Below are 13,868 nucleotides of genomic sequence, written 5' to 3' on the forward strand. Positions count from 1 at the left end.
ACCCGATTCGCTTCGTGAGTGATCGCTATGTGTCGAACATAACGGGATTCTGAAACAGCAGGCTAAACGCCTGCTCGCAGGCGGCGTTGCGGGCTTCGCGGATTTTTTCCAGGGCTTGGGTCACGCTCCCTGCGGCTGCACGCGACGGTCAAACCGTCAAACCGTCAAGGCGTCACGCTGATGCCGTTGGGGCCCTTGCCTACAGGAACGGTCTTCACAACCTTGCGCTCCTTCACGTCGAGCACGGAGACCGAGTTGGCGTAGGTGTTGGTAATGTATGCATACCGTCCGTCACGGTCGACGACCACGCCATGAGCACCGGCGCCAGTCACGACTGTCTTGGCGACATTGAAACTCTCCAGGTCGATCAGGCTGACGATTTTGCCAGGCTTCTTGGGCGTGCCCTGGTTGGCCACCAGCAGCGTGCGCGAATCCGGCGTGACGTACAGCTGGATAGGCACCGTTCCGACGGCAACCTTGCGAATCACCTGGCGCGTGTCCGGGTCGATCACGGCGACGGCGTTTTCTTCCGACAGCGACACCAAGACAAGACGACCGTCCGGCGTGAAGCCGACTTGAGCCGGACCCTTGCCTACCTGCACCTGCGCGATCTCCTTTTGGCTGATGGTATCAATGACCGACACGGTGCCGCCCTTGAGGTTGGCGACGTAGGCCTGCTTGCCGTCCGGACTGATGCGAAGACCGTGGGGAAACTTGCCGACCGGAATCGTGGCGACAACACGCTGCGCCGATGTGTCAATCACACTCACCGTGTCGTCGCCGCCGTTGGTGACGTAGGCAAGGCGGCCATCTGGCGACACCACCACATGGGCCGGGTGCGTGCCGACCGGCACCTTGGCGATTACCGCGTCACTACTGGTATCAATGGCCCAAACGGCTCCTACCGTCGCCATCGCGCTGTGTTCACCTTTGGCCATTTCCTTATGCACAGAGCCAGCCGCCTGATCAGGCTCGCCGTTATTGGTCACCCATACGACCTTTCCGTCAGGCGATACCTGCACGTTGTGCGGTGTCTTGCCGACGCGCACGCTTGCCAGTGTCTTGAACGACGCGGCATCGAGCACGCTGACCGTGTCAGCGCCCTCATTGGCCACATACACCTTGTCAGCGGCCCATGTAGCGCCGGACCAGGCCAGCAGCCCGACCTGTATTGCCGTTAAAATCCACTTACCTTTACTTGTCATCATGATTAATCCTTATTGAGAAAATAAAACTTCTATCGTCAGGCCTCAGCCTGCGGCGGCCCGTCTTGGATGCCATTACCGACCACGCCGCCGCTAATCTTGTGATTCACCTCCTTGGCCGTGACAGCCGCCGCCGTCGATACCACCAAAACAGCGGAGTCATACGCGTCTGTTTCGCAGCCGCAAAGCGTTGCCGATCACCGACACCGAACTCAAGCTCATGGCCAGCGCGGCAATCAGCGGCGACAGCAGCCAGCCGGTCAGCGGATACAGCACGCCGGCCGCAATCGGAATGCCCAGCGCGTTGTACAAAAAGGCAAACATCAGGTTTTGCTTCATGTTGCCCACCGTGGCTTCCGACAATGCGCGCGCAATCGCAATCCCGCGTAGATCGCCCTTGACCAGCGTGATCTGGGCGCTGTTCATCGCCACGTCGGTCCCGGTGCCCATGGCCACGCCGACATCGGCCTTGGCCAGCGCCGGCGCATCGTTGATGCCGTCGCCCGCCATGGCCACCACGCGGCCTTCCTTTTGCAACCTTTCCACGAGCAGCAGCTTGTCGGCCGGCTTCACCTCGCCATGCACCTCGTCGATGCCCAGGCGGGCTGCAACAGCCTTGGCCGTGGTCAGGCCGTCGCCGGTCGCCATCACGATGCGCAGCCCCGAAGCCTTGAGCGTCGCCAAGGCTTCCGGCGTGCTGGCTTTGATCGGGTCGGACACGGCCAGCAGGCCCATCAGTTGGCCATCGACTGCCAGGTGCATCACGCTGGCGCCTTCTGCGCGCAAGGCCTCGGCCTGCGGCACCAAGCCAGCGACCGAGACGCCGATCTGCTCCATCAGCGTGGTGTTGCCCAGCGCCAGTTGACGCCCTGCCACCTGCCCATGCACGCCGATGCCCGAGCCGGACTCGAAATTCTCTGGCTTGTCGAGCAGCATGCCGCGCTCGCGGGCGGCGCGCACGATGGTTTCTGCCAGCGGGTGCTCGCTGCCCTGGTCCAGGCTGGCGGCCAGGCGCAGCACCTCGTCGGCATCAAAGCCGGGCGCAGGCACGGCGCGCTCGAACGTCGGACGGCCCTCGGTCAGGGTGCCGGTCTTGTCGATGATGAGGGTGTCGATTTTGCGCATGTTTTCGATCGCTGCAGCATCGCGGAACAGCACGCCGTGCGTTGCGCCGCGACCGGTGGCGACCATGATGGACATCGGCGTGGCCAGGCCCAGCGCGCAGGGGCAGGCAATGATCAACACCGACACCGCGTTGATCAGGCCGAACACCCAGCGCGGCTCGGGACCCAACAGGCCCCAGCCAAGGAAGGCCAGCAGCGCGATCCCCATAACGGTGACGACAAAGTAGCCCGCGACGACGTCGGCCATGCGCTGCATCGGCGCCCGGGAACGCTGTGCCTGCGCCACCATCTGCACGATCTGGGCCAGCATTGTGGTCGCGCCTACATGTTCAGAGCGCATCACCAGTGCGCCGCTGGTGTTGAGCGTGGCGCCGATCACCTTGTCGCCCACGCGCTTGGTGACCGGTATCGGCTCGCCCGTGAGCATGGATTCATCGATCGAGCTGCCGCCTTCAATCACCACGCCGTCCACTGGCACCTTCTCGCCAGGGCGAACGCGCAGCAAGTCGCCCACATGTACATGGTTCAGCGGGATATCCTCTTCGGTGCCGTCCTCCCGGATGCGGCGGGCGGTCTTGGGCGCCAGGCCCAGCAGCGACTTGATGGCCGCCGAGGTCTGCGACCGGGCCTTGAGTTCGAGCACCTGGCCCAGCAGCGTGAGCGAGATGATCACGGCGGCCGCTTCAAAGTACACGGCGACGCGGCCCATGGAGATGAACGAGGCCGGGAACACCTGTGGCGTAACCGTCGCGACCACGCTATAGACGAAAGCCGCACCGGTGCCCAGACCAATCAAGGTCCACATGTTCGGACTGAGGTTCACCACGGACTGCCACCCGCGCGTAAAGAACGGCCATCCGGCCCACAGGACGATGGGGATCGACAGCACCAGTTCGACCCAGCTCTGCACGGTCATGTCCATCCACTGGAAACGGTGGCCGAACATGGCGAGAACAAAGACCATGCCTGTCAGCGGCAAGGTCCACCAGAAGCGGCGCTGAAAATCGCGCAATTCGGGGTTCTCATCGTCGTCGAGTTCCGGCAGCAAGGGCTCCAGGGACATGCCGCATTTGGGGCAGTTGCCCGGATGGTCCTGACGTATCTCGGGGTGCATCGGGCAGGTGTAGATGGTGCCGGCGGCCGCTGGCGCGGTCTCCGCCGGTGGTGCAAGCGTGAGGTATTGCAGCGGATTCGCCGCAAACTTGCCCTGACACTTGGCGCTGCAGAAGTAATAAGGCCGGCCCTCGTGCGTTAACTTGTGAACAGACTGCTCCGTGACGGTCATGCTGCACACCGGATCATGTAGATCACCATCGTGGGGACTTACAGGTTGGGAGTGATTATGGTCGTGGTGGCTCGTGGCGTTGGGCATGGCTAGTTTCCTTTCTCATCCTTGTTGGTTTCTGCCTGGTCACCATGTCGACCATGACCCTGATGGCCATGCCCAAAAAAATGCATCAAGGGACAAATCAACAAGATCAGATAGGGTAAATAAGGCGAGGCATGGCTGAAGTGTTCTCGGACCACGTAGAAACCCCCGATCGCAACCAGCATGATCAGTACGACACCCGTTTTGCGCCTCCAGAAAGGCGAAGGAGCGTTTTCAATCGAATGCGGATGGTTAGTCATGATGTAGTCCCCACTGTCCTCGCAAGAATTGCGGTGGCCTATGCGACTGAGAGTAGTCAACGTTCGCTTTGAGACAGTGATATAGATCAAGCCACGTTTATTTCACGTCAAACTGACCAACCATTCCGGACTGGTAGTGGCCCGGCATATTGCAGGCATACTCCAATCCAGTGCTCTTGGAAAAGGTCCAGATAAGCTCTTTGGTTGCACCTGGTTCGATCAGAATGCTGTTCGGGTCGTTGTGCTCCATCCCGACCATTTTCATGCCCCCGCTGCCATGTTCCATGTCGGCCATCGCTGGCCCGTGCCCACTGGGGGGCAGCGTGCCGTTCTGCATCATGGCTGCCATCTCTTTTTGGTGAGCAGCATGTGCAGCTGCGTTACCAATATTGAATTCATGCAGCAGCGAGCCTTCGTTGCGCAGGACGAATCGAACCGTCTCTCCGGGTTTGACATTGATGTTTTTAGGGCCGAAGAAAATGTCGCCCATTTTCACCTCAACAGTGCGGGTAACCTCGGCAGCGGTTCCAGGTTGACCAATGTCATCTTTGCCATGACCCGAACTGGCCATGGCTGTAGCACCGAAGAATAGAGCCATTGCCGCGATAACGGGGGTAACAAATTTAGCTTTCATAGTGACCTCAAGGATGAGCGAGAAAAACACGGGCTATGCTAAAGAAACTAAGTTTTCAGTTGGCTGATCTGAACACTACATTTCTGTCAGTTTTCGAAATCAATCGACGGCGTCGAAACGACGCCGTTTGTAACCGGGATTAATTACGGAAAGCCTTAAAAGCAGGGTATTTACTGATGGTTTTCTGAAAGCATTAATTTGTGTTCGCGTTGCATTTGGTTCAAAACGTCATCGACGATTTTGTCGTGCATTTCCATCCAGGCGAGATGCTGTTGAGTTGTCATTGATGCGTCGGGATGATCGTTATGGAGCTCCTTCATAATCTCGCCAAGCATTTTCATGTGCTCTGCCATGTGCACATGGCGTTGGCCCGCAGGGGCTTTTTCGGCTTGAATCAGAACGGTTTCCGCTTTATTACGCATGCTTTCCATGCGCTCCATCACTCGGTCTCCGCCGCCCTCAGCCCATGCCGAGGCCGAGGCCGAGACGAATATTGAGCTCACAAAAAACAAAGTTTTGAGGTAGTTCATGGGGCTGCTCCTTAGTGGAAATATTGTCGGATTCCTTTAAAATTTTCGTGCTGGAGAGTCGGATGAGCACTTGAAGGTGTTCATGTGGAAACCCTAGACAACGCTTGCTGACATCTACCTGAAGCCAGAATTACATTTCTGTCAGTTTCTGGTTGGATGGGCTAATTCGTTGCAAACTCAGCCCCCTCATCACTTTTAGAGCCACTCCCATGAGACTTCTGGTTGCTGAAGACGAACCGAAAATAGGTATCTACTTGCAACAGGGCCTTACTGAGGCTGGCTTCAACGTTGATCGTTTCACCAATGGTACTGAGGCCCTGCAACACGCCTTGAGCGAAGCGTATGACCTACTGATTCTGGACGTCATGATGCCTGGCCTGGATGGGTGGGAAGTGCTTCAGAAGGTGCGTTCGGCAGGAAAAGACGTACCGGTGTTATTTCTGACTGCGCGAGACCGTGTTGAAGATCGCGTTAAGGGGCTTGAGCTCGGAGCGGATGATTACCTAATCAAACCGTTCGCATTTTCTGAGTTGCTGGCTCGAGTCAGGACGCTGCTCCGTCGCGGTAATGGCGCGCCCTCGCCAACCAATATGAAACTGGCCGATCTAGAGGTTGACCTGCTCAAACGCAGGGCCATTCGGGGAGGGAAACGCATAGACCTGACGGCCAAGGAGTTTGCGTTACTGGAGCTGCTGCTCCGTCGCCGGGGCGAAGTGCTGCCGAAGTCGCTCATCGCCTCGCAAGTTTGGGACATGAATTTCAACAGCGATACCAACGTAATCGAGGTTGCGGTGCGCAGACTCAGGGCGAAGATTGATGACGACTTTGAGGTCAAGCTGATCCACACCTCACGTGGTATGGGCTATATGCTTGATGCACCGGATTCGGAATCGAAATGAATCGCCTATCCCTGACTACACGCATGAGCCTGATGTTCATGCTTGCGGTAACAGTTGTGCTCACCGTCGCCGGAGTAAGCTTTAACCACCTCAGCCGACATCACTTCAAAATTTTGGATCAACAAGCTCTAAACGAAAAGCTCCATTCGACCCAGAGAATCTTGGGAGAGCTGAACAGTATCGATCAATTCAGCCAGTTAAGGCCCGAGTTACAGGCGTTGCTCGGGGCTCACCGTGATCTGACAGCCCTCATCCTAGACAATGACGGGAGGCTGCTTTTCGCTGATCCAGGGCCAATCAATGTTCCGGAGGAGTTCCGCACGACGACAAACAACAATGTCTGGGAATGGCAGGACCAAGAGCAGAAGTTCCGTGGTTTGACGGCACAAGCGATGGTGACCGGTCAGGACAAGCCGCTGACCGTGATCTTGATCTTAGATGTTACTCAGCACATGTTTTTCTTCGCGACGCTTCAGCGGTGGTTCTGGATAGGGCTGGTGATCAGCGCGTTCGTCAGTGCGGGGCTGGGGTGGATGGTTGCACGCAGCGGTATGCGCCCTATTCGCCAGGTCACCAGGGTCGCGGCCTCGATGTCGGCCAAATCACTTAAAGAACGCATCCCATTAGCGTCTGTTCCAAAAGAGCTTCAGCAGATGGTGTCGTCGTTCAACGCGATGTTGTCACGTCTGGATGATGCTTTTGTACGACTGTCGAATTTTTCAGCGGACATTGCTCACGAACTGCGCACACCGGTCAGTAATCTGATGACCCATACCGAAGTGGTGCTCTCTAGAAAAAGGGATATCGAGGATTACGAAGACAATCTGTATTCGAATCTGGATGACTTGAAGCGTATGTCGCGGATGATCGATGACATGCTCTTTCTGGCTAAATCCGACAACGGTCTGATCACCCATGAGAACAAGCCGATAGACCTATTGGCGGTCGTGGAGAAGCTGCTCGAGTACTACCGGCTGCTGGCCGATGAGCGCGGTATCATCCTTACGGTTTCAGGAAAAGGAAGTGTCTGGGGCGACGTGTTGATGTTGCACAGAGCTATCTCGAATCTGCTTTCTAATGCGCTGCGGTACACCCCGGAGGGAAAGACCATCAATGTCGATATCCAACAAAAAGGGATGTCGACATTGGTGGTTGTGGAAAACCCGGGAGAAACCATTGCGTCCGAACACCTTGAAAAGCTTTTCGATCGATTTTATCGCGTGGATCCGGCACGGCGCGAAGGGAGCCCCAGCAACGCTGGGCTGGGGCTCTCAATTACGCGATCGATCGTAGAAGCCCATGAAGGCAAGATCTGGTGTACCTCATCCAATCGAAAAACAGCCTTCCATATGGAGCTTCCTAGTGCCGGATTGAAACGTGCCTAACCTCGTTCAAACGCTGCATCGGACCAAAGGTAGCGTCCGTTGCTCCTAGGAGGATTGACCAACAGGTTTCAGAGAGAAAGCCAAGGTAACGTACATCGTGAAAGTAAAAGCCACGATGACAACCCTCAATTCTGGACCAGAGAGCACGCGCAAAGCTTACTGAAATGTAATCGAACAGTCGACAGTCATGTGGCATCGTGTCTTAGCTCTATAACGCGGTCATCCTGATCTGCTTGCTGGGTTCAGTACGAAGCATACGTTTAGTATTCGACTGTGGTTTTAACCGGAATTGAGAAGTAAAAACTAGATCTCCCCCACCCAAACCTCGAACCAACAGCTCAAGCTGTGAGGAGTCTTGCATGTCATTCTTTAAAACTACCACCGTAGCTGTTGCGCTTACCGCTGGTTTGCTGCTGAGCGCAGTCGCTCAAGCGCATCCAAAGCTGGTTTCTTCCACCCCTTCGGAGGGCTCGACTTCCGCAGCACCTTCGAAAATTGAGCTGCACTTCTCCGAGAACCTCACGACACAGTTCTCAGGGGCAAAACTGATCATGACCGACATGCCTGGCATGCCGAACTCTCCAATGGGCGTTAAGGCTGGTGTCGCAGGCGGCGACGATCCGAAAATGATGGTTATCACGCCTGCCGCTCCGTTAACCACGGGTACTTATAAGGTCGAATGGCGGGCGGTCTCTTCCGACACACATCCCATCACAGGCAACTTCTCTTTTAAAGTGAAATGATCCATGAGCGACTCAATCAACATCGCCCTTCGCCTCGCCCTTTATTTAGACCTGATGCTGCTGTTCGGATTAGCAATTTTTGGTTTGTATAGCCTCAGGGGAAAAGAGCGGGTATCCGGCACTGTCTTGAACTTTGAGTCGCTCCTTTTCAGCACAGTAGCTATTGGTGTGCTTCTGTCCCTTGCCTCTATGCTGTTACTTGCGAAAGCAATGAGCGGCGTCTCAGAACTCACTGAGCTTCATCGCCACATTTTTGAGATGGTTATCACTGGTACCGACGTCGGGCTCACTTGGATGGTCCGAATAGCAGCCCTTGTGCTGGCAGGTATTGCCGTCACACTTAACAAACGCTTCCCCACCCTGAGTCTGTGGGCGGTTACAGTCCTCGGTGCTACTGCTCTCGCTACCCTAGCGTGGACAGGGCATGGCGCGATGGACGAAGGCAATCGTCGTTATATACATTTCACTAGCGATATATTTCACCTTTTGGCAGCCGGTGGCTGGATGGGGGCTCTGGCCGCATTCGCTTTACTGCTGCGCACGAAGATTCTAAATGGCGAACAAGAGGTACGAATTCTCTCCCGAGTTCTTACCGAGTTTGAATCAGCTGGTGCATTGATCGTAGTGAGTCTAGGTATTACGGGCATAGTAAATTATCTTTTCATTGTAGGCCCAACATTGGATGGGATAACGTTTACTACTTATGGCGTGCTACTTTGTTTGAAAATTTTACTATTTGCAGCGATGGTTGTATTAGCTACGCTGAACCGTTTTCACTTGAGCCCACTTTTAGAACGATCGATCCAGAGCGGAGAATACACTGGCGTCGTTAATGTTTTGCGGCGCAGTATGGCCATAGAGTTCTCGGTAGCAATAATCATAGTGTGCCTAGTCGCTTGGCTAGGAACCTTGAGCCCAGAGATGGAGATGGAGATGAGCACGGTGCAGAGTTAATAATCCACATGATGTCTACAGCTATCTGAAGCGCCTACGTCCCAAATGCGAAATGGCGCCTCTCCCGCATCAGATTTTCAATCTATGGCAACCTGGCACCAGTCGCGGCGGCGTAAATCCTTTGTTGTAAAGGAGCAGCTCCTCTGGGGTGGTGTTTGCTTCTCACCTCAGCCCCCATGAATTACAATAACTCTACTTGGGCGCTAAACGAACAATGCTGCTACAAATCAAATGATGATGCTGGTATCAGCTCGCGAGCTTTCCGGTGAAAAATGATCTGCGGCTGTGAAGCGACATTCGGACGCCTATGCAGCATGGAGCTCTCATCTCGACGAGCAATCTTTGCCTCCAATTAGTTGAAGGCATCAGGCTCCCAAGATTTAATAAGCCCACTCAGATCAGTAACCGAAAAGCTTGCAAAGCAGCAAGGTGGGCCGGATAAAACCAGTAGCCCCATTGCCGCACCGGCCAGACACGTAAGGTGAGCGTCTGGCGCAAAAGCCAAAGCCCGATCAAGGGCGCAGCAAAAGCGGTGCTTAAAGCCATCAACGAATAGATTTCCAAATCCAAGGCCCGGGTGACAATGCTGCTGCGAGTGTTGCTCAACAGGCATAGAACCGCTGGCAGCAACCAAAGCAGACTGGGCCTCTTGATCGCCAACAAGACAGCCGCTGGAACGAGTGCACCATAGAAGCCATACATCAATGGATCATCCAGCACGTAGGCAACTGCGGCAGCAATTAACGCCATAGCACCGCTCAACAAGGTGCGATACTGCCATCCCCAAGCAATCACCAATCCCAACGCCAAGGTAACCAATACGTTGAATGTTCCCGAGGTGCTGATGTAGCGATGAGGCACTTCTGAAATGGCGGCGAATAACAGCATAAAAGCGAGGTAGCGCCCATTCGCGGCAGTCAGCAATTCGCCCGGTTTGGAGCGCGCCACATTGGCTGCAATAGCGACACAGAAAAGAGGGAACGAGAGCCTTCCTAGAATGAACAGATTGCTCATTTCCGGCCACACCAAACGCAAGTGGTCGATGACCATGGTCAGCATCGCCACCCACTTGATCAGATCCAGGCTGCTGCTTCGCTTCTTGAGTGAGGAATGCTGGGCTGTACGAGCCGTCGTCATGTCCACCCCAGTGTGACTGCGGTCAGCACGAGATAACGCACGCCCTTGGCCAGGGTGACAATCAGCAGGAAACTCCAGAATGGCTCGCGCATGACTCCAGCGACGACCGTCAGCGGATCACCAATGATCGGCACCCAACTCAGCAGTAATGACCAGCGCCCATAGCGCAGATAGGACTGCTGAGCTTTTTCGAGCTTGCTCTCGCTCACGGGGAACCATCGCTTGTGGCGGAATCGTTCAACGGAACGGCCCAGCACCCAGTTCAGTGCAGAGCCAAGCACGTTGCCGAATGTGGCGACCGCCAAGAGCGTAGAAGCGACGTACTGCTCGGAGAGCAACATCCCGACCAACACGGTTTCAGACTGCATTGGCAACAACGTGGCGGCACCGAATGCCGCCAGGAACAGACCCAAATAGTTGGTGAGTTCAAACACTCAAACGCCGCCTTGTGCGCTCAGACCGATCCAACCATGGAAGCCGACGTACAGGCCAACACCGATGATCAACACGCTGGAAAGGTACGGTGCACGACGAGCCACGGTGCCCAGCCACGGCCAGCGATTGGAGGCCTGCTTGGCGCCAATAGCGGCTGCTGCACCGACGGTTACCAGTGTGAGCGCCAGACCAATGCTGAAGCACAGGACGAGCACGCCACCCAAGGCTACTTCTTTGACCTGAAGGCAGAGCAGCAGAACGGTGATGGCCGCTGGGCAAGGAATGAGCCCTCCCGTCAAGCCGAACATGATGATCTGGCCTGTGGTGACTTCACGGTTGGTAAAGCGCTTGCGGATATCGTTGGCATGGGCACGCTCATGCGCATCCTGATAGCCGTCAATCGACAATTCCAAACCTTCCAGCTCCGAATGTGCGTGCCCGTGATCATGCTCCTGGTACTCCAGGTCGTAATCATGGGAGTACCCCGCATGGCCCAGACTCAAGCGAGCACTGAACTCATGCGGTTCCGGGATATCGACTGCCGACGCCAAGAAGCCTTCGCGCTCGACGAAAGAGAACGATTGAGTGGTGCCGTCTGGACGAGTAGTCATCAGGCGAACATCTGAGGCAGCCCAGGCGTGTCCGGTCAATGTCTTCAGGCGCCAATGCGGTGGCATGCCTTGTTCGAAGATCGACAGTTCGACACGGCCATGGCCGGTATCGATTCGGTGGGTTTCATCATGATGGCCATGTTTATGCTCGCCGTGATGGTGATCATCACCTTGCTCGAACTTGAACATCTGCTCGCCGCGCCAGGTGCGCCACAGCATCCAGAGCGCAATCACAATAATCAGTGCGGAGGACGCGAGTTGGAAGTAAGGCTCCGTGGTTTGAGCGTCCAGACCTTTGCCTAGGTACATGCCGCCGATGGCGACCAACCATACCACAGCGGTGTGCGACAGCGTCGCGGCCAAACCCAACAAAACGGCCTGTTTGACCGAGCCTCGGATAGCCACGATGAAGGCCGCCATCATGGTTTTTGAATGGCCCGGTTCCAGGCCATGCAGAGCACCGAGCAGAATGGCGCTCGGGAAGTACAGCCAGGCGTGCGAACCACCCTGTTGCAAGAGTTCAGCGAAGTTGGGCATGTCAGGCCTAGAGGTACTTGGTGATTTGTTTGAAAGCTTCTAGCGGAGCACGCTCGCCGTTGTTCAGGGTGGAGACGGTGTCCTCCAAACAGTGATCAATGTGATCCTGGATGAGCGTTCGTTTGGCCTGACACACTGCCTTCTCCACGGCATGCAACTGCTGAGCAATGTCAACGCACTCACGACCCTCTTCGATCATGGTGATGACGCCGCGTAAATGACCGTCCGCCCGCTTGAGGCGCTTGATGATCGCCTCATGACTTTGGTGGGTGTTGGGATGGCTATGTTCGTGTTCTTGCTCACTCATGACTTGAGCCTCAGGCCTCAATGAATTACGCTTGATCCTATCCCCCCTAGGGGGATAGGATCAAGCGTATCGCGGCCACAACAAACGAGTTAGACCCTCGGACACTATGCTCAGCAGATCCCTGACAACGACAGTGGTATTCGCACTTGCTCTCGCCATGTTTGTGGCCTGGGCCGGGCATACCTATACGTTGTCGGTAACGACGAAACCGCCTGCCTGGGAGATTGCGCAAGACGCCTATTACCCCCATGAAGAGCAGGCCGAGATGTCGTGCGCGAGTTGCTCTGATCACTATCACTCAGCCTTGACCCCTGACCCCTGACCACGCTCCTACAGGGGCAAGTATTTCATCTACATGCGTTAGGGACCTGATTTGGCATGGCCGCAATCAGTCGATGCACTATGAAGAAACGCGCCTAATGCCACTGCGGAACGATAACGGCAAGGTGATTTCTGGTTGCAGCACATGGGTAGAGACATTTCAGAAGCTTAACGAACAGAACCCTGGTCGTTTTGAAATGGCGCCCCCTTATAGGTCGCTGGCCATGGATGTTCTAGACGCACTGGAGTGGACCTATGATTACGGTAAGTTCGAGCGTGACATGAGGCATTTGATCGGGGTTCCTACCCCACTCTAGACGCATAGGAAAAAGAAGAATGGCCGTAATTAGCGCGTTCGAGCGGCGAAAGCTCGAAAAGCTACTGGGGATGGGAAGCGGCTATGTCCTAGACTTCTCGGATCGTACCTACGCAGATTTCTTTATCGATTACCGTATTGGTATTGATGCAGTTCAGTATCGAAGTGGAAGCGACTCCAAGGCCAAGAGGATGCGGGCTTTTTGGGATATTGCACCCAACCCCACGGTAGGGAAGGTTCTTGATGGACTCATTACCTATGGTGTGCAGATAGATCGCCTCGGTGACAGCAGTCCGCAATTGACAGACGACTGCCGAAAGATCGCAATGCGATTACTCAGCGATCAGTCGGTTGCGGATCTGGATGCACTAACTGCCATTGCTGATGACCGTGACTTTGAAGTCGTTGCTGAGCATGTGCGTGAAGCCATAGAGAAAAACCAGCCCGAGGGAGGACTCGACCGCCTGCATACCTTCGTTAACAAATTTATTCGGGTTACTTGTGAGCAGCATGGCATCAGCATAAGCAGAGAAAAGCCTCTACATAGAGTCTTTGGCGAGTATGTGAAAGCCCTTCGCGAACGCGGCCACCTTGAGTCGGCAATGACAGACCGCATCCTGAAGTCCAGCATCTCGGTTCTGGAAGCCTTCAACGATGTGCGGAACAACAAGAGTCTCGCGCATGACAACCCGATCCTGAATTACGACGAAAGCTTGCTGATTTTCAACCACGTGGCGTCGTCCATCAGGTTCATCAAGTCACTTGAGGCAGGTATCAAGGCCAACAGCCTGGCGCAAAAGAATGACCTCCCTCCGTGGGACGAAACCATACCCTTTTAGTATCAGCCTTTGACGAACCCAATTTATTCAAGGAAAAATGGCCGTACGTTGGATCAAGGCGGCTCAGGACCAAAAACTTCAAGCAAACATTGACCAGAACCGTTCATTGTTCATCACAGAGGTCGAGTAATTTCCCGCTCAGGAACCCCCAAGCCCGCCTTGAAAGTGGGGCCGAGTCCGTAGGAAGGACTCGGTTTGGGTCGACGCAGGGATGGTTTCCAGGTGTCGATTAAAGGCCGGAAACCTACGAAGCCGGGGCAGA

14 protein-coding genes are annotated in these 13,868 nt (G+C 55.4%); 5 read left to right on the forward strand and 9 right to left on the reverse strand.

Annotation, left to right across the window (positions count from 1 at the left end; translation table 11 throughout):
- Positions 1-164 precede the first annotated feature (164 nt).
- From VD17_RS16565 to VD17_RS16585, 5 genes are all read right to left on the reverse strand, one after another.
- On the reverse strand, positions 165-1,208 hold the full coding sequence (locus tag VD17_RS16565; RefSeq protein ID WP_046054713.1) for a YVTN family beta-propeller repeat protein: 1,044 nt from the start codon (positions 1,206-1,208) through the stop codon (positions 165-167).
- Between the two features lie 156 nt (positions 1,209-1,364).
- On the reverse strand, positions 1,365-3,701 hold the full coding sequence (locus VD17_RS16570) for a heavy metal translocating P-type ATPase (RefSeq protein ID WP_046054714.1): 2,337 nt from the start codon (positions 3,699-3,701) through the stop codon (positions 1,365-1,367).
- A 2-nt stretch (positions 3,702-3,703) separates the two neighbouring features.
- Positions 3,704-3,958 (reverse strand): DUF2933 domain-containing protein, encoded by a 255-nt coding sequence (locus VD17_RS16575; RefSeq protein WP_185753165.1) that lies wholly within the window; start codon positions 3,956-3,958, stop codon positions 3,704-3,706.
- 97 nt (positions 3,959-4,055) lie between these two features.
- Complete coding sequence (locus VD17_RS16580) at positions 4,056-4,592, reverse strand: cupredoxin domain-containing protein (RefSeq protein WP_046054716.1); 537 nt, start codon at positions 4,590-4,592, stop codon at positions 4,056-4,058.
- Positions 4,593-4,762: 170 nt separating this feature from the next.
- Positions 4,763-5,122 (reverse strand): co-regulatory protein PtrA N-terminal domain-containing protein, encoded by a 360-nt coding sequence (locus tag VD17_RS16585; protein WP_046054717.1) that lies wholly within the window; start codon positions 5,120-5,122, stop codon positions 4,763-4,765.
- 209 nt (positions 5,123-5,331) lie between these two features.
- Between VD17_RS16585 and VD17_RS16590 the strand changes: the two genes are divergently transcribed.
- From VD17_RS16590 to copD, 4 genes are all read left to right on the forward strand, one after another.
- Positions 5,332-6,021 carry a heavy metal response regulator transcription factor gene (locus VD17_RS16590; protein WP_046054718.1) on the forward strand — a complete coding sequence of 230 codons (690 nt, stop codon included), beginning with the start codon at positions 5,332-5,334 and terminating at the stop codon, positions 6,019-6,021.
- Complete coding sequence (locus tag VD17_RS16595) at positions 6,018-7,406, forward strand: heavy metal sensor histidine kinase (protein WP_046054719.1); 1,389 nt, start codon at positions 6,018-6,020, stop codon at positions 7,404-7,406. The genes VD17_RS16590 and VD17_RS16595 overlap by 4 nt, the downstream gene beginning before the upstream one ends.
- A gap of 359 nt (positions 7,407-7,765) precedes the next feature.
- Positions 7,766-8,149 (forward strand): copper homeostasis periplasmic binding protein CopC, encoded by a 384-nt coding sequence (gene copC, locus VD17_RS16600; protein WP_046054720.1) that lies wholly within the window; start codon positions 7,766-7,768, stop codon positions 8,147-8,149.
- A 3-nt stretch (positions 8,150-8,152) separates the two neighbouring features.
- Positions 8,153-9,103, forward strand: a complete 951-nt coding sequence (gene copD, locus VD17_RS16605; protein WP_046054721.1) for a copper homeostasis membrane protein CopD — start codon at positions 8,153-8,155, stop codon at positions 9,101-9,103.
- 393 nt (positions 9,104-9,496) lie between these two features.
- On the opposite strand, the gene VD17_RS16610 is transcribed toward copD, so the two are convergent.
- From VD17_RS16610 to VD17_RS16625, 4 genes are read right to left on the reverse strand one after another with little or no spacing between them, the layout of a single operon-like run.
- Positions 9,497-10,240, reverse strand: a complete 744-nt coding sequence (locus VD17_RS16610; RefSeq protein ID WP_046054722.1) for a TraX family protein — start codon at positions 10,238-10,240, stop codon at positions 9,497-9,499.
- Positions 10,237-10,674: a YqaA family protein gene (locus VD17_RS16615; protein ID WP_046054723.1), complete on the reverse strand. Its 438-nt coding sequence runs from the start codon at positions 10,672-10,674 to the stop codon at positions 10,237-10,239. Before VD17_RS16615 ends, VD17_RS16610 begins: the two co-directional genes overlap by 4 nt.
- Positions 10,675-11,823, reverse strand: a complete 1,149-nt coding sequence (locus VD17_RS16620) for a nickel/cobalt efflux protein RcnA (RefSeq protein WP_046054724.1) — start codon at positions 11,821-11,823, stop codon at positions 10,675-10,677.
- A gap of 7 nt (positions 11,824-11,830) precedes the next feature.
- The gene (locus VD17_RS16625) at positions 11,831-12,130 is read right to left on the reverse strand and encodes a metal-sensing transcriptional repressor (protein ID WP_046054725.1); all 300 of its coding nucleotides are present in this window, start codon (positions 12,128-12,130) and stop codon (positions 11,831-11,833) included.
- A 657-nt stretch (positions 12,131-12,787) separates the two neighbouring features.
- Here VD17_RS16625 and VD17_RS16635 point away from each other — a divergent pair.
- Complete coding sequence (locus VD17_RS16635) at positions 12,788-13,606, forward strand: abortive infection family protein (RefSeq protein WP_046054727.1); 819 nt, start codon at positions 12,788-12,790, stop codon at positions 13,604-13,606.
- Positions 13,607-13,868: the final 262 nt, after the last annotated feature.

Origin of the sequence: Pseudomonas fluorescens, from assembly GCF_000968015.1 — a bacterium.
Lineage (GTDB): Bacteria > Pseudomonadota > Gammaproteobacteria > Pseudomonadales > Pseudomonadaceae > Aquipseudomonas > Aquipseudomonas fluorescens_W.

Coding starts and splice junctions, on each gene's coding strand:
- VD17_RS16565 (WP_046054713.1), bottom strand. CDS start 1,208: ATGATGACAAGTAAAGGTAAGTGGATTTTAACGGCAATACAGGTCGGG.
- VD17_RS16570 (WP_046054714.1), bottom strand. CDS start 3,701: ATGCCCAACGCCACGAGCCACCACGACCATAATCACTCCCAACCTGTA.
- VD17_RS16575 (WP_185753165.1), bottom strand. CDS start 3,958: ATGACTAACCATCCGCATTCGATTGAAAACGCTCCTTCGCCTTTCTGG.
- VD17_RS16580 (WP_046054716.1), bottom strand. CDS start 4,592: ATGAAAGCTAAATTTGTTACCCCCGTTATCGCGGCAATGGCTCTATTC.
- VD17_RS16585 (WP_046054717.1), bottom strand. CDS start 5,122: ATGAACTACCTCAAAACTTTGTTTTTTGTGAGCTCAATATTCGTCTCG.
- VD17_RS16590 (WP_046054718.1), top strand. CDS start 5,332: ATGAGACTTCTGGTTGCTGAAGACGAACCGAAAATAGGTATCTACTTG.
- VD17_RS16595 (WP_046054719.1), top strand. CDS start 6,018: ATGAATCGCCTATCCCTGACTACACGCATGAGCCTGATGTTCATGCTT.
- copC (WP_046054720.1), top strand. CDS start 7,766: ATGTCATTCTTTAAAACTACCACCGTAGCTGTTGCGCTTACCGCTGGT.
- copD (WP_046054721.1), top strand. CDS start 8,153: ATGAGCGACTCAATCAACATCGCCCTTCGCCTCGCCCTTTATTTAGAC.
- VD17_RS16610 (WP_046054722.1), bottom strand. CDS start 10,240: ATGACGACGGCTCGTACAGCCCAGCATTCCTCACTCAAGAAGCGAAGC.
- VD17_RS16620 (WP_046054724.1), bottom strand. CDS start 11,823: ATGCCCAACTTCGCTGAACTCTTGCAACAGGGTGGTTCGCACGCCTGG.
- VD17_RS16625 (WP_046054725.1), bottom strand. CDS start 12,130: ATGAGTGAGCAAGAACACGAACATAGCCATCCCAACACCCACCAAAGT.
- VD17_RS16635 (WP_046054727.1), top strand. CDS start 12,788: ATGGCCGTAATTAGCGCGTTCGAGCGGCGAAAGCTCGAAAAGCTACTG.